This is a genomic window from Phytobacter sp. V69, from assembly GCF_965644215.1.
Classification (GTDB): domain Bacteria; phylum Pseudomonadota; class Gammaproteobacteria; order Enterobacterales; family Enterobacteriaceae; genus Phytobacter.
Window position 1 is genome coordinate 1 of sequence record NZ_CBFFRL010000086.1, and the last position, 19,289, is coordinate 19,289.

Below are 19,289 nucleotides of genomic sequence, written 5' to 3' on the forward strand. Positions count from 1 at the left end.
TAGTCATGATAATAGGGCCTTCTGATTAGAAGGCCCTATTATCAATGATTTTTATCCTCGTGACGACACTATCTAAGTAAGATGCAGTTTTTTTATGTCAGACTCTCAACCTTCGCCAAAGCGATTATCCAGCGCCAGCGTCAACATACATTCATTCTCGCCCGCAAGTGCACACCAGCCTGAACCGGTTTGTCCTTCCTGAACAATGGACATTCCCTGTTTTGCCAGATGGGTAATCAGGTCTGAAAACTCCATTTCATTTACCGGACGGGGCTGCCAGAAGGTTTTTTTATTGTCAGTCAAGATGGGCAATAACTGGATCTGTGGCTGCTGGTCGCCGAGTAACAGGCGGGCGATAAAACCGTAAGCGGGCATGCCGCGTTCCTGATATTCGCCGTTACTGTTAAACACCGCATTGCCGATGCTGTAAACCACCAGGCTCTGCCCCAGTTGCGCAGCTTCGCCTGCCATATGCGGCCCGGAACCAATAATCAAATCGGCCCCGGCCTCGCTCAGTAACGTCGCCTGCGCGCGCTGCCCGGCGGTGGTCCAGCGGTAGTCCAGCCCCCAGTGGGCAAGCACGATGGTGGTTGCCGGGTTAGCGCGTGCTTTCTCCTGACGAAGTTGTTCGAGAAGCCCACCGCTCAGGCAGGCAACCCCCGCACGGCGAGGACGCGCGTAAAAGGCGCATTCCTCTTCCATATAGCGGCGATACCAGTAGGCGCTGAAAATCTTGTAGGTCCGTTTGCCCACTGTGATGACCAGCGGCGCTTCCGCCTGCTGTGCGTTTACTCCGGCACCGATACAGGCGATGCCGCCGTCGTGAAACACCGCCAGCGTACTGTGCAATCCGGGTAATCCGGCATCCATGGCGTGATTGTTACCCAGCGCCACCGCGTCGATGCCCTGTTTGCGCAGGGCGGAAACAGAGGAGGCAGGGGAGCCCGTCAGACAAAACGGTTTGCGCCCCTCAAGGCTGGCGCTGAGATCGGTGGTCAGCGCCGCTTCAAAGTTGGCGAGCGTAAAATCACTGTCGTGCAGCAAGGGCGCGATAGCCGCAAAGCTGTGGTCATAGCCATAGCGTTGCAGGGCGTCATCGATACCGCGCGCTTTACGTTTTTGGGTGTACCATTCGCCGAAATAGGTATCCCCCAGGAAAGTCAGCGTCGCCGCAGGTGAGTCAATCTGGCGAACGGTGGGCGTGCTGCCGATGGCATGGCGCGACGTATCGGCCTTCGCCAGCAGCGCATCCAACAGATAATCCAGATGGAAGGCATCGTTGGCACCCGCCGCGCAGGCCAGCCAGAGCTCGCCCGCACACCATTGCAGCGCGAAACCCCAGCTTCCGGCGCTGAATTGTCCCCACGCGCTGCCGTCACTGTGCAGATTGCCGGTTTTGCGATACAGGCGCTCACCGATAACCGCCTCCTGTTCGCCAAACCACGACAACAGGTGCGGATAACGCCGGTGGAAATGGCGCACAAGCCGGGCGATATCCGCCAGCGCGGTATGCTGTCCGGGGCGGGGGCGGCCAGAGACATTGTTAATGTGCGTGTGGGGCATGACGATAAGCGCGCTCAGTTCCCGCAGTTGGCTTAGCGCTTTTGCACTGTTACCCGCCAGATGTTCCGCCAGGTTAATCGCGGCATCGCAGGCGTTATGTAGCAACATCCCCTGTAGCAGCGACTTTACGGTCAGTTTGTCGCCCTGTTTTAGCGCCAGCGCGGGGTTACCTTTGAGGATCTCCGCAGAGATCTCCCGCACGGGGATGGCGGTCTCCAGGCTTATCTTTTTGCTTAACAGGCGATCGGCCACGCTACAGGCCAGCAGGAGCTGGCTGAGATAGTGCGGTGCGAAGGTGCTATCTGCCAGTTCGCTTACGCGTTGCTCGCCGCTCGAGAGATTGATCAGCAGGCGCGCGGTTTGCCCTTTACCCAGTATGGTCCGGGGCGGGGCGGTGAGTCGGCTTTTCAGCAGGCCGACAACCTGCCTGAAATCGGAATTTCGCACGCTGCCTTTGACCAGCACGATATCGCCGGGACGTAGCGTGGTGGCAGCAGCGTCTACAAGTGCCTGTGCCGTCAGAAAATGACCACCCCGCGCCTTTTGCGGCAGGGCATCATGCAATGCCGCCATTTCCTCCCCGTGAAGAAAGGCATGCTGGCAGCCGCTCTCCAGCAAAGGCGTAGCCAGGGATCGGTGGATGTCCTGGGACTGATCGCCGAGATTCACAATCCGTCCCAGCAGGGCAATGATGCGTCCGCCGGTCTCGTGGGCGCGCTGCGCCGCCACCCCAAACGCATTGAGCATGGAAAGATATTCGGCGTTAAAGCTGTCATCTATCAGTGTGGCCGTCCCGCCGCCGGGCAGGGCCAGCGGGGTGATGTGCATATGCTGAGCATCGCCACGGTAGCCTTCAAGGCCGGCGATAATCTGCGGCAGGCTTACACCCAGCAGGTCAGCGGCAATCAGGGATGCCAGCGAGTTGAGCGCACCGCCGTTGCCGGGCACGGTCAGCCGGTAGCGGACGGTCTGCTGGCGAAAGGCGACCGTTATCAGACTTCCGCTTTTATCGGGTGTCATTTCGGTGATGCGCACATCCGCGTCCGGGCTGAATCCGTAGCTGATAATCCGCGCGCCGTCGCGTTCAACGCTTGCCGCCACCGTCGCATATTCGGCCATATCGCGATGCAAAATGGCGTAGCCGCCGGGGATCAGTCCATGGCTGATGCGCGCCTTAAAACGTGCCACGTCATTCAGGGTGGTGACGTTCTTGCCCACCTGCGTCATGCCGATTTCGGTAATGATCACGATGTGCGGCTTAATACGATATCCGACCCCGCCGTTACGCATCCAGAGCGCGGAGATCGCCACCTCCATCACCACCGCTTGCGGGTTCGACACCGCACGCGCCAGGGTGACGGACGCGCCGGTGCGGGTGTTATGGTTGCCGCGGCTGGTGATAACAGGCAGGTTTCCGGTCAGAATTGCCTCGAGCATCTCTTTGGTCGAGGTTTTCCCCACCGTGCCGGTGATCGCCACCAGTTTGCCGTTAAACCGCCGCCTCGACTCTTCGCCCAGCTCGTGCAGCGCCTGATAGCTGTCGCCCACCACCAGTTGCGGAAAGCCAGGCGGCAAATCATCCAGCCTGCGCTGAACTATCGCCCCACAGTAGCGGGATGCGTGCTCAGTCAGCAGGGTATGCGTATCGTTCCAGCCCGCGTAAATACCGGTATTGCCGGAGCCACGCAGCCAGGTCTCGGTGTCGATGGCAACAAACAGGCAAGGGCGGTCGTACGCCGTGTTGTCATGCAAAATGGCGATGTCGCCCGCAAACCAGTCGGCATCCGGACGATTGTGCCAGACGCTGCCGGGCAAAAGCTGCGTGAGTTCCGTGGCGGTCCAGCCCGGTGTCGGTGTGAGGGGACGGCGCGGGCGAGGCGATTTCTGGCTCATGATCGTATCCTTACTCATTAAGGGCGGGGCCGTGGTGCGGGCAAAGGGTAATGGCGTTAATCCCCGGATTGCCCTGCAAATCATGGTATTCCGGCGCAACGGCGGGGCGTTCAAGCTGCTTCACCTGATGGCCATGCTCACGCAACGCCTGTGCGAAGCGCGTTTGCAGATCGAACGGCGTGTTGCGATCCTGCGGGTTGCCGATCACCAGGATCAACCGGCTGGGATCGTTCACAATGTCCGCTATGTGGTCGAGCGGATCCCAGGGATTCGCGAGCCCGGTACCGTCCAGATCCGGCGCGGAGGCTTCACCGCGCTCTTTACGCATACGCTCGGCCCGTTCCAGCAGCCCCCACGCGCCCGAGGTCAGCACCGCGCAGTCAATATCACGGCGCCCATAGGTGAGCAGCGCCGATGCGGCGGTTGCCCCACCGCTGTGTCCGCTGAGGATAAAACGCTGAATGCCATAGCGTGCTTTGATGGCGTCGACGGCGGCATTCAGGGCGAGAAATTCTTCTGCCTGGCGGCGGCGATAATGGTTGCCGCTGGAGCCATAGGTTCCCGGACGGGCGACAATCACGGTTGGTAGCCCGCTCTGGCGCAAGATAGTTTGTGCCTGGTGGCGTTGGGCGTCGGCCGTATTGGCGGGAATGTCTTGCGGCGGGCGCTTAATCAGCGAAACCCGATCGCCTTTAAAAACCACCAGTACAAGCGGGGCATCTCGCAGGGAGCCGGCGCTAAAGTAGCGAATGCAGGCTGCCCCGCCAGGATAGTGCACCCAGACGGCATCATCGCCGAGCGGACAGGTCTGTTTATTGGCTGGCTGGTTCCACAATAGCAGTGTTTCAGCATGCGCGAGCATACCGACAAGCAGCAATAAAAAGAGTGCGTAACAGGATCTCACGGCACCGCCTCAGGGGGGCAAAGATATAGATGTACAGAATACACAACCAAGCATTCATAATGTTATTATGATACAAGGATTTTCAGCACTGGGGATGCCCGGGAGCAATTAAGGAGTCAAATGTCGCTCAGCCACTTACTTGCGCAAACCCGCCCGGTGATGGAAACGCTGGATGTCGCGGTGAAACCGCCCCTGTGCCCGGCCTGGATCCTATTTTTTAGCGTATCCGACAGTAAAAGCCGTGCCCAGGTTGTGCAGGGGCGTGGCGAGACGTTCGACGCAGCCTGGCAGCAAGGGGCGCAGGCGCTGCAACAGTGGCGTAAAAAAAGCGGCCTTGAGGCTCGCTGGCTACGGATTGACGTTGTTGATAAGGTCGATGCCCTGCGCTGGGACACGCTACAAGCCCGTTTAGCCAATACCAAACGTAACTATTTTCGCTTCGGACTGAGCCTGGATCCGGCGTTTTGCTACGCCATGCTGGAACAGGAAATTGCCGCTAACGCGCTGCTCTACAACGGTGACCACGGTGTTGCCACACCAAACGTCAGTAACCTCGCCCATTATTCCCGCCGTCGCTTTGGGGCGGTGCTGAATTGGCACGAACAGCCTGAGCAGACTCTCTGGCGCTTTACCACCCGCGCACTGTTCTGCGATGGCGAGCAGGCGCTTACCATTGAATCGGACGGGCGCAACAGCGGTTATCGCCAGTTGCCCGCATGGCAAGAAACAGCGCTGGAGCCAATGATTGACTCGGCGACCGACTATCTGGCCCGCCAGGTGACTTCTACCGGGCGTTACCACTACGGCTGGTTTCCCTGCTTCGACCGCGCCATTCCAACCTATAACGCCTTGCGTCATGCCAGCTCGACCTATGCGCTGCTTGAAGGGTGGGATGTGACGCAACAGCCTGCGCATTTCGCGGCCATCGAGCGGGCGCTGGATTCCCTGTGCACCACCTTTATTCGTACCTGTCCTTTGCCCGATGGCAGCGATGCCGATTTCCTGGTCGATACTGGCGATGAGATCAAGCTGGGGGGCAATGCGGTCTGTATTCTGGCGATGGCTAAATACACGGAGCTGACCGGCGATAACCACTATCTGGAGCGGATGGCACGGCTGGCGAACGGGATCGGCTTTATGCAGAATGCGCAGAGCGGTGGCTTCGTCCATGTGCTCAACGCCGGGGATTTATCGCTTAAGTCCGCGCACCGCATCATCTATTACGACGGGGAAGCCGCCTTTGCTTTGATGCGCCTGTATGGGCTGACGAAGACGCCACGCTGGCTGGAGATGGTTGAGCGGGCGATGGACTATTTTATTGAGCAAAAACACTGGCAGGCCCACGACCACTGGCTCAGTTACTGCGTGAATGAGCTGACGCTCTACCGGCCAGAAGCGCGCTATTACCAGTTCGGACTGGATAACGTGCGCGATCATCTTGATTTTGTGCAGGAGCGCATTACCACCTATCCCACGCTGCTGGAGTTGATGATGGCAGCGTCGCGAATGATTGAACGCCTTACTGACTCACCGCATCGGGACCTGCTGGCTGGTTTTGATATGGCCTTTTTCAATCAGGCGCTGGAGACCCGCGCTCGCTATCTGGCAAACGGCTTTTTCTGGCCCGAGCTGGCCATGTTTTTTAAAAATCCGCCGCGTATTGTCGGCAGCTTTTTTATTCGTCACCACAGCTATCGCGTGCGGATTGACGATGTTGAGCACTACCTTTCCGGCTATGTCGCGTACCGTAAACGCTGGCGCGCCCAGTCTGACGAGAAGTGAGGAGGCGCCATGCAACTGACTATACTCGTTAGCAACTTTGCCCGGACAGGCTGAATCATGAACAGGCGCTCCCACCGTCCTTTCCTTTGTGCTACGTTTCGGCGCTGGCTGTCGTTCGGGCTGGTGGTGTTGCTGCTGCTTTCTCCTGGGCTGGGAGCCGGGTGGGATTTCAGCGCCATTTCAACGCGCACTGAACGGTTGTACGGCCCGGCAACCCCTGCCGCCAGACAGCGGATCGATGAGTGGGCGACGTTGCTTAAAAATCCGGTGCAGGGCTCAATTCAGGACAAACTGAACCAGGTTAACCGGTTTTTTAACTCCCGAATGGCGTTCAAGGATGACATCATTGTCTGGAAACAGCACGATTACTGGGCAACGCCAATTGAATTTTTACGCAAAGGGGCAGGGGACTGTGAGGATTTTGCGCTGGCGAAATATTTTACGCTGCGCGAAATGGGCGTTCCTGCCAACCAGTTGCGTATTACTTACGTCAAAGCACTTCAATTAAACCAGGCGCACATGGTGGTGACGTGGTACTCCACCCCTGATGCAATCCCGTTAGTACTGGATAACCTGAAAACCGCCATCTTGCCCGCCACACAGCGTACGGACCTGCTCCCGGTTTATGCTTTTAATGGCGAAGGTCTGTGGTTGCCGCAATCCGGCGGCACGAAACGCGTGGGAGACAGCAAACGCCTCTCCCGCTGGCAGGATGTGCTCACCAAAATGCGTGCGGAAGGATTTGAAATTAATGAATAGGACGTGGCCATGTCTCTTTATAAGCAGCTACTGATCGGCATCTGTTTATTTACGCTCGTCATTTTCTGCGGCAACTTTTTTGTTTCCCTGGAAGGTTCACGAGAGCAGTACCGGAATCAGCTCAGCGCCCACGCACAGGATGCGGCGACGGCGCTGGGGCTGTCGTTGACCACCCATATTGACGACCCGGCAATGACCGAACTGATGGTCAATTCCATCTTTGACAGCGGTTATTTTTACCGTATTCGGGTGGTTGATATTAAAACCAATAAACCGATCATTGAGCGCAGTGATATTCCGCAAAGCGCCAGCGTGCCACAGTGGTTTGTGCGTATGGTCAACCTGAGCCCTGGAGAAGGTGATGCCATTGTGACCGATGGCTGGACGCAGGTTGCCCGGGTTGAAGTGGTCAGCCATCCGATGTTTGCCCTGGCGCGCCTTTGGGACAGCATGATCGCCAGTTTTTTATGGCTTATCGGCTGCAGTGTGTTGTGTATTCTCGGCGTCACGCTGCTGCTGCGCCGCCTTCTGCGCCCGCTTAACTATATTGTCGAGCAGGCGATGGCTATCTGCCGCCGCGAGTTTCTCAATGTTCCGGCATTGCCAAAAACACCTGAATTGCGCCGGGTGGTTGAAGCAACCAACCTGATGGTGACGCAGCTGAAAGCGTTGTTTGGCGAGCAGGCACAGCGTACGGAATCCTTGCGTCAGGAGGCTTACCACGACAGCCTTACGGGCCTCAATAACCGTCGCGCGTTTGATATGCAGCTGCAGTCGCGCCTCAGCGATGAAGAAAACGCCTCCGGCCACCTGATGTTGCTGCGAGTTCAGGATCTTATCGGCCTTAACCAGCGTCTTGGTGGGACGAAAACCGATCAACTGCTGACGGCTGTTGCCGATATTCTTAGCGGATTACAAGTCCATTACTTCCGCAATGAAGGCTTCCTGGCCCGCGTGCGCGGCGGTGAATTCGCCATCATTGCGCCGCAGATCCTGCAAAATGAACTCGATAACCTGAGTAACACCCTCAGCACCCAGCTCAAAGCGCTGTCGGAAATGGGGATGAGTGACGTGACGCCGGTTGCCCATTTCTCGTTGGTTCCTTTTCACGTTGGCGATAAGCCGCAGGCGGTACTGATGCAGGCGGACCAGGCGCTGGCGATGGCGGAAACCGAGATGCGCTTTTTTGCAAACCCTGAAGCAGCTGCCGCAGGCGAAAGCGAGGAGGATCATCACAGCTGGTATAACCGCCTGGATGCGGTGTTGACGAAAGGCAGGTTTGAGCTTTTCTCGCAGCCTGTCTATGAATGCAATAACGCCCATGTCGTGCTGCACCACAAAGTCCTTGCCCGTATCAGAACGCAGGACGGTGAACTGGTCCCGGCAGGGCGCTTTATGCCGTGGATCCACCGCCTCGATCTGAGCCGCCGCATGGACATTGTGATGTTGCAACAGACGCTGCGTGAGATGGAGAAATCAAACCGGCTGCTGGCGCTGAGTATCAGTGGGGCCAGCGTTGCGGACGACCAGAGTCTAAATGCGCTGCTGCAACCGTTGATAAACGCACCGCAGCTGGCCCCTCGTCTGACGCTGGAGCTGGATGAAAACGAGCTGCCCGATGCTGAGCGCGTCAACATTCTGGTCGGACGACTCAAGGCACTGGGCTGCCGTTTGGGGATTCAGCATTTTGGCGGCCGATTCCACCTTATCGGAAATTTACCGCAGTGGGGGCTTGCCTGGATTAAAGTCGACGGCAGTTACATTCGCAATATTGATAGCGAAGAAGATAAAAAGCTGTTTATCGAGGCCATTTATTGGGCTACCCGCCAAATAAATCTGCCATTAATTGCCGAGCGTGTAGAAACAGCCGGTGAATTGACGGTTCTTGAAAATATTGGCCTGTATGGGGCAATGGGCCGCTATTTTGCTGATGCCAGTACGTTGGGTGGAAATTAACCAGTCATGCGAAAAGGAAGCTGAATATGTACTACATCGAGCGGGATGCACAAGGGCGCCTTATTCAGGTAGAACTGGCGCCTTTTAATGCCATGACGGAACAGAGTGAAGCCGGCACGCCAGAGATTGACGAGTGGCTGCGGCAGCGAGACATTCGCGAAGCCTCGTTGCTGCAATTGCGCCAGAGCGATCTTGAGATGGTGCGCGTACTTGAAGACTTGATCGAAGTTCTGATGAGCAAAGGCGTTATTAGCATCACCGATCTGCCTCCGGTAGCACAGGCGAAATTGACCAACCGCGCCCAGGCGCGTCGTTCATTAAGTGGTCTGGAAGGATTAATTTCTGACGATGACGACGAAGGATTTATCTAATTCGTTAATATTTGTTGACGCGATATATATCATGTACCAGAAAGGGACTATTGACAAAGTCCCTTTTTTTTAATTTAAAACCCCTTTCGCACTACTATTCATTCACTCCATCTATTAATATAAGGTCTTTAAGCGAAGCGGCATCAATAAATCCGCTGCCGAAACGCGCTTTCGTTACCTTTGTTACATATTGCATCACTAATACTAATTAAATTCTCCTTTAGCATTCTACGCCCGGTCAGTTAGCGAGTTGGGCGAGGATCTGATCGAAGGAACTACACATGAGCGGTGTATCTGGGATCGTTAAAGCGGTAATAGGACAGGTGTTTGCAGTAGCACCTGATGGTAGCCAGCGTTTATTGGTTGAAGGCGACAGCATCCTCGAAGGAGAACAAGTCCAGACTGGGGCTGCTGGCGCGATCACGTTGTCTTTAGCGGATGGTAAACAGTTGGACCTTGGCCGTGACAGCCATTGGGACAGCACGGACAGCGTGACCACTGAACCGACGGCTACGCAGCAACAAGATGTTGCCGCGATACAACAGGCGATCGCAGCGGGTCAGGACCCGACGCAAAATCTGGAAGCACCAGCGGCCGGCCCCCAGGCAGGTGGCGGCGGTGGTGATGGTGGCGGCGGCGGCGGATCGCATACGCATGTGGTCCTCGATTTAACTGGCCAGATAGTTGATCCGACGGCGGGGTATCCGACCGTGGGGCTTGATACCCCAATTGCCGACCGCCCACAAGAATTAACGGTGCTTGACCCGAATATTGCCACTGCGGCGGCAACGACGCCTCCAGACAATCCTTCGACGAATATTCCCGACGATTCCGACGCAGACGCGGATTCCGACGCCGATGCCGATTCCGACGCCGACGCGGACGCCGACGCGGACGCAGATGCCGATTCAGACGCAGACTCCGATTCTGATGCCGATGCCGACGCAGACGCTGATGCTGATGCTGATGCTGATGCTGATGCCGATTCCGACGCAGACGCGGATTCCGACGCAGATGCCGATGCGGACGCTGATGCAGATTCTGACGCCGATGCAGATGCCGATTCCGACGCGGACGCCGATGCAGATGCTGATTCCGACGCTGATGCAGATGCGGACGCTGATTCTGATGCAGATTCTGACGCCGACGCAGACGCGGATTCCGATGCCGACGCAGATGCAGATTCCGATGCCGACGCCGATGCTGATTCCGACGCTGATGCAGATGCCGATTCCGACTCCGATGCCGACGCTGATGCAGATTCTGACGCCGACGCAGACGCGGATTCCGATGCCGACGCCGATGCGGACGTGGATTCTGACGCCGACGCCGATGCAGATGCCGACGCAGACGCGGATTCCGACGCAGATGCCGACGCTGATGCAGATTCTGACTCAGATGCCGACGCGGATGCAGATGCAGATTCCGACTCAGATGCCGATTCTGATGCCGATTCTGATGCGGACGCAGATGCCGACGCAGACGCGGATGCCGACGCAGATGCAGATTCCGATGCCGACGCAGATGCAGATGCCGATTCCGACTCCGATGCCGACGCAGACGCGGATTCCGATGCCGACGCAGATGCAGATTCTGACGCCGACGCAGACGCGGATTCCGATGCCGACGCTGATGCAGATTCTGACGCCGACGCAGATGCGGATTCCGACGCAGATGCCGATGCGGACGCTGATGCAGATGCGGACGCTGATGCCGATTCCGATGCCGATGCCGACGCTGATGCAGATTCAGACTCCGATGCCGATTTAAAATTGACCGTAACGGTCACGCCGGGCAGCAAAACCTCTGACACGTCAGATAACACGGTCACGCATATCAACGGCGGCAGCGGGGACCCGAATGGGTACGATGTGCAGAACGGTGTGATCGTAGCGATCGGCAGTAACGTACACGTCTGGCTGACCCCGGATAGCCCGGATGGCAAGATCCAGGGCGATTTCGTACCGAAAGCCGCCAGTGCGTCGCAGATCCACTATTACACCAGCAGCGGTAACGCCAACACCGACGATAGCGGTAAAGGGCACACCGATATCTTTGTGGTGGGGTCGCACACGGGTGGTTACTACCAGCAGAGCGACTGGTCTATCAATCAATACAATTTCGTCTCGCTGAAAGGGATCACCGGCAACGGCGGTGTAACGGAAGGCGATGTCGGAAAAGACTATATCTTCGTTCAGGGGAACAGTGCAGATTACACCGTAACGGGTGTGGCTCATCCGCAGAACCACCAGAACAACGATATCGATAATCTGCAGATTACCAATAAGGATGGCAGTCATCCTTATGAAAACGCTAACCATATCGAAGGCGTTGTGTTTGGTAATGGACCATTATCCACGCATGGCGGCAGCACCACCACCAGCTACTCGGTGACGCTGAACCTTGACGTCAATCTCGAGAGTTCCGACAGCAGTGACGATCTGAACTCGGTCACGGTTGGCGGCATTCCGGAACACGCGACCTTTACCGGCAATTACGTGGATGTCTCCTATGACGCGGTCAACAAGGTCTATGTTCTGACCTTTGGTAGCACCACGACCCACTATTCCGGGCAGGTCAGCGTTGAGCTTCCGGATGGTAAGAGCGCTCTTGGTGATATCACGCTGGATGTGGACTCTACGGCCTCTGATCATCTCGACCACCAGTTCACCTTTGACGGTGAAGAAGGGGGGCAGCAAGTCAGCGACAGTCACAGTGATAGCGCGGATGCAGACCATCTCACGGATGCCTCCGACGATAGCCATGTGATGACGGTCAGCCATATTGCCGAAGAGAGCCATTCAGATACTGACAGTCAGTCGGATAGCGACAGCCAGGCGCGCACGGTCAGCAGCAGTGATGAAAGCGACAATCTGACCCATGTCAGCAGCACCGCTGATGATGTTCAGACGACGCAAGACGACCACAGCACGCTGACGGACGACAGCCATAGCGACAGTACATCATTAATTGATGACTCCAGCCTAATGCTCAGCCCGGCGGCTGCCGATAACGCACAAGGCCACGAAGAGACACCGACTACCTCGGCGGATAGTGCGACGACGGCTCTCTCATCAGCAACAGCTGAGCAGAGTGATACGACGACCACGGCAAGTACCGAGAGCGCGACTGAGAATCATGACCAGCAGCTGAACTATAGCGACATCATCCACGATGAAGAGCATAACGATCTCAGCAGTCTGATTCAGGCGGGGCCGCAGAACGAAACAGCGGATCACCCGACGGAGGCCGAACATGTTCCGGCCGAAGCCGGCGCGACAGCGGATACGGACAGTTACGATGCCGGCCACGAAGCGATGGTGGATAACCTGATTTCTAAACCGGAAGACGCTTCCTGATATCTCGCCGCTCAGTTTCTTTAGGGAGGCTGAGCGGCGAATAGATGTGAGCTCAGGTCCGGCGAGGGATTCCGCCCGATCGCAAAATCGCCTGGACGCAACTTCTCCCTCGGTCCCGTGGCATATCTCTGGTGGGGTTCAACCCACACTCAGGGGCATAACGAAAAGGAAGACATAAGTGAAATATGGTAGCCAGATATTAATGGGTGCAGCGTTGACTGTGTGCGCAACACAGAGTCAGGCGACAACCCTCGAGCAGGCGGTAAAAGAAAGTCTGTTATGGCACCCGCAGGTTAACGCCTCGGCAAACAGCCGATATTCTGCTGAGCAGGATCTTCGTGCAGCCAAAGGCGGTTATCTCCCATCGCTGGATCTCACTGCCGGTACCGGGTGGGAGCAAACTGACAACGCGACGACCCGCGCGGGTGGCGATCATTTACGTGATCTGAACCGCAGCGAGTCGGCGATTAACCTCACGCAGAATGTCTTTAATGGCTTTGCGACCACAAGTGAAGTGGCGCGCCAGAAAGCGACGGTGAATTCACGTGCGTTTACCGTGCTGAATACCAGCGAAAGCACCGCTCTGCAGGCTGTTCAGAGCTACCTTGATGTGCTGATGCGCGAGCGGATGGTGGTGCTGGCGGAAGATAACCTGCACAACCACGAACGCGTGTTCGATCAAATTCGACTGCGCACCACCCAAGGGGTCGGTCGTCAGGCTGATTACGATCAGGCGGAGGCCCGTCTGGCGCAGGCGCGTAACAACCTGCTGACGGAACAGACCAACCTTGAAGACTCCCGGGCTAACTATCAAAGCGTCACCGGCAAAGATGCCGACACGCTGGCGATGCCCGCGAAGCTGACGATCCCCGCCTCGCTGGAAGCGGCCCGTAAAGTGATGCTGGAAAATAACGCGCTGCTCAAACAGGCAGATGCCGATGTGGAAGCCACCCGTCAGCAGTACGAAGCGCAGAAATCGCGCTTTTACCCGAATGTGAACGTTGAAGTTGGTCGCACCATGGACAACAACATCGACGGTACGCGTGGGCATAACCAGGAATGGCAGGCGATGGTGCGTATGCGCTACAACCTGTACAACGGCGGCAGCGACCAGGCGACGCTCACCTCTTATGCCTACAAAATGAAAGAGGCGCAGGATGTGAAAAATAACGCCATGCGCCAGTTAAACGAAGAGCTGCGCCTGGCCTGGAACGCGAAGAACAACGCGGAACAACAGGTGCCGATTGCCAAAGAGTACGCCGAACGCAGTGTGACGGTGCGTAGCGCCTATCAGGAACAGTTCAGCCTTGGCGACCGTACGCTGCTCGATATGCTCGACAGTGAAAACGAAGTGTTCAGCGCGCAGCGCCGTTATGTTGAGTTGCAATTTGTCGACATGTTCACCTCTTACCGTATCAATGCCCGTACCGGTGAACTGCTCAAAAGCATGAACATTCAGCCGCCATCAGCCTCACAGCCGATTGACCAGGCACAGCGTACGCAGGTTGAACTGCCTGATTTGAAGTAACACAGCCTTGACGCGTGACGGGGTTATTTCCGGGATAAAAACCGGCAATAACCCTCTGTTTTTTCCCTGCGGCGTAAGTCTGCAGAAAACTGAGGCAGAGAATGACGCCTGATATTGATACGCCTGATAACGTCGACATTACCCCACAAGCGTCGGTCAGGCAGGATCCCCGGCAAACTCATGATGATCCGTTGCTGGATGCGCTGATGATCATCTGCAAAATGCATAATATTGCGACCAGCCGCACCGTCCTGACAACAGGGCTGCCGCTGGAATCCCACATGCTGACTCTTGATGCCTTTCCACGTGCCGCAGGGCGCGTGGGACTAAAAGCACGCATTGTGCAACGCCCACTTGAGCACATTACCGCATTGTCGCTGCCGGCCATTTTGTTGCTGAAAAACAATCAGACGGCGGTGTTGATTGGCTGGGATAGCCAACAACAGGCACGCCTGCTGCCCAGCGAAACAGAAGGCGGCGAAATTATCCTGTCGCCGGAAATACTGGCGGAACATTACAGCGGCAGGGCGATTTTTATCTCGCCGGAACACGAGTTTGATAGCCAGCCGACCGCCACTTTGCCGCGCACGACCGCCTGGTTTCAGGACACGCTCAAGCTGTCGAAATTTCTTTATTTCGATGCGGTGGTCGCCAGTTTCCTGATAAACCTGGTGGCGTTGAGCGCGCCGCTGTTTGTGATGAACGTCTATGACCGGGTCGTGCCCAACCAGGCGACCGCCACCCTGTGGGTGCTGGCTATCGGCGTCAGTATCGCGTTTGTTTTCGATTTTGTGCTGAAAGTCTTACGCGGAATTTGCCTCGATCTGGCGGGTAAAAAGACCGATCTGCTGGTCTCCTCGGCGCTGTTCGAGCGGCTGCTGGGCATGAAGATGAAGCTGCGCCCGAAACGGGTGGGCAGTTTTGCGCAGAACTTCCAGGAGTTCCAGTCGATCCGCGACTTCTTGTCGTCACTGACGCTGACGGCTTTTATCGATTTCCCCTTCACCCTGCTGATTTTGCTGGTTATCGGTGTGATCGGTGGCCCGCTGGTGCTGATCCCGCTGCTTTCCTACCCGCTGGCGCTGCTGGTGAGCTGGCTTATTCAGCGTCCGCTGATGTCGCGGGTGCAGAAAACCTATCAACTGGCCAATGAGCGCCAGGCGATGCTGGTTGAGACGCTGACCGGTCTTGATGCCATCAAGATCAATAACGCGCAAAGCGAGCGTCAATACCAGTGGGAGCATCTCACCAGCCAGCTCAGCAAGCTGGAGCTGCGCGTGAAATCGCTCTCCTACGTGGCGGTGAATTTTACCTCCTGGCTGCAGCAGGCTAGCGGCGTGGCGATTATCGTCGCCGGGGTGTACGTCATTATCGGCGGCAATCTCAGCATGGGTGGGCTGATTGCCTGCTACCTGTTACATCGCCGCGCCATGATGCCCATCGGCCAGCTATGCAGCTTGATTACCCGCTACCAGCGTGCGCGGATGACGAAATCTACCGTCGACAGAATGATGGGGCTGGAGCAGGAAGTGCAGGACGGCGAAGTGCCGCTTAAGCGTGAAACCCTCTCGGGGGCGATTGAGCTGCGTGACGTGACCTTTTGCTATCCGGGCAACCAGTATGCCTCGCTCAGCAATGTTTCTCTGGTGATCCAGCCGGGTGAAAAGGTGGGGATTATCGGGCGTAGCGGTTCAGGAAAAAGCTCGCTGGCGAAATTGCTGGTCGGTTTTTACCAGCCGGACAGCGGCAGCGTGTTGATTGACGGTATCGACCTTCGCCAGATTGATGTGCACGATCTGCGCCATAACATCGGTTATGCGCCGCAGGATATCCATCTGTTCAACGGTACGCTGCGGGAAAACCTGCTGTACGGCGCAAGCTACGTTGACGATGAGACCATGATGCGTGTTGCCACTTTGACCGGGGTCCACGAGTTTGCCCGTCGCCATCCTTCTGGTTACAACATGCAGGTGGGTGAGCGCGGAATGAGCCTTTCCGGTGGCCAGCGTCAGGCTGTTACGCTGGCGCGTGCGTTGTTGCTCGACCCGCCGGTACTGCTGATGGACGAACCCACCAGTTCAATGGATAACACCAGCGAAGATCAGATTAAAAAAGCGCTGGCACCGGTTATCAGTAATAAGACGCTGTTGATGGTGACGCACCGTGCGTCGCTGCTGTCGCTGGTTGACCGTCTGATTATTGTCGATAACGGCAAGATCATTGCCGACGGCCCGAAAGAGAGCGTGATGAATGCGCTGAAAAAGGGACAAATTCATGCGAATCGTTGATGCGCTTAGCCGCCTGATGAGCTGGCTGGCAGGAGATAAAAAGTCGGCGACGTTCACCACTAATGAGGTCAATAAAGCGCTGCTAGATGATGCCCCCAGAGTGGTGCGCGTGACCTTGTGGGTCATCTTTGCCTTCTTTATTGCCATGATTGTCTGGGCGTCGCTGGCAGATATTGATGAAGTGACACGCGGGGAAGGGCGGGCGATTCCCTCATCCCGTCTGCAGAAAGTGCAGAACCTTGAAGGTGGGATCGTCGCTGAGGTTTTTGCCCACGAAGGCGAAGTGGTACAGGCTGGTGCGCCGTTGCTGCGCCTTGATGACACCCGTTTTCGTTCTAACGCCGGGGAAACCGAGGCCGACAAACTGGCGCTGGAAGCACGCGTCCAACGCCTGACTGCTCAGCTTAATGATGCCACCGAACTGACGCTGTCACCCGAAATTACCCAACAGGCACCGGATATCGCCAGTGGCGAACTGGCGCTGTTTGCCAGCGTCAATAAACGTATTCAGAGTGAGCTTGCCGGACTTAACGAACAGCTGGTACAGAAGCGGCAGGAGCTGCTCGATTTCCAGGGGAAATTGACCCAGTACCGCCGCAGCCTCGATTTGCAGCAACAAGAGATCAGCATGTCTGAACCGCTGGTGGCAAAAGGCGCTATTTCTAAAGTGGAAATGCTGCGTCTGCGCCGTGCAGGAGTGGAGACACAGGGGCAACTGGATTCTGTGGTTCTGGCGATCCCGCGCGCGCAGGCGGCAATCAAGGAGATTGAAAGCAAGGTCAGCGAAACGCGTGGCCGTTACCGTAGCGATGCGCTGGAGCAGCTCAATCAGGCCCGCACTGACCTCAGTAAAATTGAAGCCTCGGGTAAAGCGATAACAGACCGGGTGAACCGCACGCTGGTAACCTCGCCGGTGCGCGGCATCGTCCAGCAGTTGCTGGTGAACACTATCGGCGGGGTGATCCAGCCGGGTAATGACATTGTGGAGATTGTCCCGCTCGATGACACGCTGCTGGTGGAAACCAAAATTCGCCCGCAGGACATCGCCTTTTTGCGACCGGGTCAGGAAGCCACGGTGAAATTCACCGCCTACGACTACACCATTTATGGTGGACTCAAGGGCAAACTCGAGCAGATAAGCCCGGATACGGTGACCGATAAAGACGGGAATAGTTTTTATATCATTCGTCTGCGTACTGATAAAAACCACCTTGGCACGGATGAAAAACCGCTGCTTATCATTCCGGGGATGGTTGCTTCGGTGGACATTATTACCGGCAAGAAAACGATTCTGGCGTATTTGCTCAAACCGATTCTTCGTGCCAAAGCCGAGGCGTTTCGTGAGCGCTAAACGTTAAGCCAAACAGCCTGCGTAGCGCAGGCTGTTTTTGGCGAACTATTTTCCCGCTGTATTTTTGTGTTTAAGCAAGACGGCGGACACGCACGCAATAGTGCCTCCGCTTGCCAGAACGGCGTATGCCATTCCCCAGCTTTGCGTTGAATCCAGAACAACGCCAAAGGACAAAGGCGCAAGAGAACCCACGCCGAACCCCAGCAGTGAACGCAGCCCCATTACGCTGCCCAGATTTTGCGCTGGCACGTTGTCTGCCATCGCGGCGGAGAGCCCCCCCGAGACCCCGAGAATAAAAAAGCTGCTTGTAAAGGTGAAAAACAGGGGCCAGCCCGCGCTCCAGTCGGCAGAAAACCCCATCAGCAGGGAACTCAGTGCCCCTGTGGCACCCATAAAAATCAGCACCGAGGCGCGGTTAAAATAGTCGGATACCGACCCTACTATGAGTGTTGAAAACATGCCCGCAGGTGCACCGCCAATGCCACGATCAACCCTGCGCTGATGGGATCAAGGTGCCAGACGTGCAGCGTCTCTACGATCCTGCTGGGTGTCCATGTCCAGCTGCCGAGCAGTTCCCAGTAGTGGGCGGTATAGCCGATTAACAGCAGCAGCGCGGTGATAGACCTGGTGTGGCTTGTCGCCGTGGCGTTATGCTGAACCGGTCTGTGGACCTCTTCCCGATAGTCGCCAAGGGCAAGAGAACCTACCAACGCGCCGGCCAGCGCACCTGCCGAGCAGAGCCAGAAGGCAAATGCCGCTCCCCAGCGTATCGCCCCCCAGGTGGCGATAAACACGGACAGAAGGTACCCGAGCGATCCGGCTGCCAGCATCATGCCAACGGCATAACGGTGGACGTGACCACCAGTATCGGCCCCGTGGATTTTTCCTCACCGTTTGATGTTGCCATTCGTCGCGATCCCGCGCATTTTTGCGGCCTGAAATCGCTCCCCTTTTTGCATGAGTCGAGTCTGCTGGTGTGCAGTCGGGCCTATTTGCGTAACCGGCCGCTCATCTCGCCCGATAATCTGCGAGGGCACATTAAAATAGAGATTCGCGCACGCGAGGATCTGTGGAAAAGCTGGCACAGCCATTTTCCCGATGACCAGCATGATGACACGCAAACCCTGACGCTGGACCACACGTTTGCAGCAATTCAGGCGGCGGAAGATGGGTTAGGGATTGTTGTTATTCCCTGGTTATTTTGCGCCAGACACCTTGCGTCCGGGCGGCTTGTGTCACCGTTTGCGGATCGGCTGATCAGCACCGGCGTATATTCATTACTCTTGCGCGACAGAGAGGACGAGGCGGTTAAAAAGTTCGCCAGCTGGCTAAGTGCGTTTAACCTGTAGCCATCGCAGGAGCTTTCCGTATGGTTATCTATGTTGAGTTTAACTCACAGTAAGTCGCAGTTTTTATCGTTTTGCAAAGTGGTTTTTCTCAACAATACTGATTCAGTAAATGGCGGATTCAACTCCGAAGTGCAACGCTAAGCCGCCAATCTTAGCTCTGCAAACACCACAGACGGTTGCCTGAAT

General features: G+C 56.5%; 13 protein-coding genes. 9 read left to right on the forward strand and 4 right to left on the reverse strand.

The genetic code is table 11. The features are described 5' to 3' along the window. Positions 1-105: 105 nt before the first annotated feature. Both ACSZPU_RS13700 and ACSZPU_RS13705 read right to left on the reverse strand, forming a co-directional pair. On the reverse strand, positions 106-3,456 hold the full coding sequence (locus tag ACSZPU_RS13700) for a CapA family protein (protein ID WP_498999625.1): 3,351 nt from the start codon (positions 3,454-3,456) through the stop codon (positions 106-108). 10 nt (positions 3,457-3,466) lie between these two features. Next, positions 3,467-4,360 carry an alpha/beta hydrolase family protein gene (locus ACSZPU_RS13705; protein WP_498999627.1) on the reverse strand — a complete coding sequence of 298 codons (894 nt, stop codon included), beginning with the start codon at positions 4,358-4,360 and terminating at the stop codon, positions 3,467-3,469. 120 nt (positions 4,361-4,480) lie between these two features. Between ACSZPU_RS13705 and ACSZPU_RS13710 the strand changes: the two genes are divergently transcribed. The 8 genes from ACSZPU_RS13710 to ACSZPU_RS13745 all read left to right on the forward strand — a co-directional run bounded on the left by ACSZPU_RS13710 (position 4,481) and on the right by ACSZPU_RS13745 (position 17,754). Continuing rightward, on the forward strand, positions 4,481-6,142 hold the full coding sequence (locus tag ACSZPU_RS13710; protein WP_498999629.1) for a Mur ligase: 1,662 nt from the start codon (positions 4,481-4,483) through the stop codon (positions 6,140-6,142). A gap of 57 nt (positions 6,143-6,199) precedes the next feature. Continuing rightward, complete coding sequence (gene lapG / locus ACSZPU_RS13715) at positions 6,200-6,901, forward strand: cysteine protease LapG (protein WP_498999632.1); 702 nt, start codon at positions 6,200-6,202, stop codon at positions 6,899-6,901. 9 nt (positions 6,902-6,910) lie between these two features. After that, positions 6,911-8,857, forward strand: a complete 1,947-nt coding sequence (lapD, locus tag ACSZPU_RS13720) for a cyclic di-GMP receptor LapD (RefSeq protein WP_498999634.1) — start codon at positions 6,911-6,913, stop codon at positions 8,855-8,857. Between the two features lie 26 nt (positions 8,858-8,883). After that, the gene (locus ACSZPU_RS13725) at positions 8,884-9,228 is read left to right on the forward strand and encodes a tryptophan synthase subunit beta (protein ID WP_498999637.1); all 345 of its coding nucleotides are present in this window, start codon (positions 8,884-8,886) and stop codon (positions 9,226-9,228) included. 281 nt (positions 9,229-9,509) lie between these two features. Further along, positions 9,510-12,587: a retention module-containing protein gene (locus ACSZPU_RS13730; protein WP_498999639.1), complete on the forward strand. Its 3,078-nt coding sequence runs from the start codon at positions 9,510-9,512 to the stop codon at positions 12,585-12,587. Between the two features lie 202 nt (positions 12,588-12,789). Next, positions 12,790-14,115 carry a TolC family outer membrane protein gene (locus ACSZPU_RS13735; RefSeq protein WP_498999654.1) on the forward strand — a complete coding sequence of 442 codons (1,326 nt, stop codon included), beginning with the start codon at positions 12,790-12,792 and terminating at the stop codon, positions 14,113-14,115. 101 nt (positions 14,116-14,216) lie between these two features. Next, on the forward strand, positions 14,217-16,403 hold the full coding sequence (locus ACSZPU_RS13740) for a type I secretion system permease/ATPase (RefSeq protein ID WP_498999642.1): 2,187 nt from the start codon (positions 14,217-14,219) through the stop codon (positions 16,401-16,403). After that, on the forward strand, positions 16,390-17,754 hold the full coding sequence (locus ACSZPU_RS13745; RefSeq protein WP_498999645.1) for an HlyD family type I secretion periplasmic adaptor subunit: 1,365 nt from the start codon (positions 16,390-16,392) through the stop codon (positions 17,752-17,754). Before ACSZPU_RS13740 ends, ACSZPU_RS13745 begins: the two co-directional genes overlap by 14 nt. A 45-nt stretch (positions 17,755-17,799) precedes the next feature. Here ACSZPU_RS13745 and ACSZPU_RS13750 read toward each other — a convergent pair whose 3' ends face one another. After that, the gene (locus ACSZPU_RS13750; RefSeq protein WP_498999646.1) at positions 17,800-18,213 is read right to left on the reverse strand and encodes a hypothetical protein; all 414 of its coding nucleotides are present in this window, start codon (positions 18,211-18,213) and stop codon (positions 17,800-17,802) included. Then, complete coding sequence (locus ACSZPU_RS13755) at positions 18,195-18,587, reverse strand: hypothetical protein (RefSeq protein ID WP_498999649.1); 393 nt, start codon at positions 18,585-18,587, stop codon at positions 18,195-18,197. The genes ACSZPU_RS13750 and ACSZPU_RS13755 overlap by 19 nt, the downstream gene beginning before the upstream one ends. A gap of 15 nt (positions 18,588-18,602) precedes the next feature. On the opposite strand from ACSZPU_RS13755, the gene ACSZPU_RS13760 reads away from it, so the two are divergent. Next, positions 18,603-19,103, forward strand: a complete 501-nt coding sequence (locus tag ACSZPU_RS13760) for a LysR substrate-binding domain-containing protein (RefSeq protein WP_498999652.1) — start codon at positions 18,603-18,605, stop codon at positions 19,101-19,103. Positions 19,104-19,289: the final 186 nt, after the last annotated feature.

What these genes read in the sequence shown, in the direction of transcription:
- ACSZPU_RS13700 (WP_498999625.1), bottom strand. Translation starts at nt 3,456, where the DNA reads ATGAGCCAGAAATCGCCTCGCCCGCGCCGTCCCCTCACACCGACACCG.
- ACSZPU_RS13710 (WP_498999629.1), top strand. Translation starts at nt 4,481, where the DNA reads ATGTCGCTCAGCCACTTACTTGCGCAAACCCGCCCGGTGATGGAAACG.
- lapG (WP_498999632.1), top strand. Translation starts at nt 6,200, where the DNA reads ATGAACAGGCGCTCCCACCGTCCTTTCCTTTGTGCTACGTTTCGGCGC.
- lapD (WP_498999634.1), top strand. Translation starts at nt 6,911, where the DNA reads ATGTCTCTTTATAAGCAGCTACTGATCGGCATCTGTTTATTTACGCTC.
- ACSZPU_RS13725 (WP_498999637.1), top strand. Translation starts at nt 8,884, where the DNA reads ATGTACTACATCGAGCGGGATGCACAAGGGCGCCTTATTCAGGTAGAA.
- ACSZPU_RS13730 (WP_498999639.1), top strand. Translation starts at nt 9,510, where the DNA reads ATGAGCGGTGTATCTGGGATCGTTAAAGCGGTAATAGGACAGGTGTTT.
- ACSZPU_RS13735 (WP_498999654.1), top strand. Translation starts at nt 12,790, where the DNA reads ATGGGTGCAGCGTTGACTGTGTGCGCAACACAGAGTCAGGCGACAACC.
- ACSZPU_RS13740 (WP_498999642.1), top strand. Translation starts at nt 14,217, where the DNA reads ATGACGCCTGATATTGATACGCCTGATAACGTCGACATTACCCCACAA.
- ACSZPU_RS13745 (WP_498999645.1), top strand. Translation starts at nt 16,390, where the DNA reads ATGCGAATCGTTGATGCGCTTAGCCGCCTGATGAGCTGGCTGGCAGGA.
- ACSZPU_RS13750 (WP_498999646.1), bottom strand. Translation starts at nt 18,213, where the DNA reads ATGTTTTCAACACTCATAGTAGGGTCGGTATCCGACTATTTTAACCGC.
- ACSZPU_RS13755 (WP_498999649.1), bottom strand. Translation starts at nt 18,587, where the DNA reads ATGATGCTGGCAGCCGGATCGCTCGGGTACCTTCTGTCCGTGTTTATC.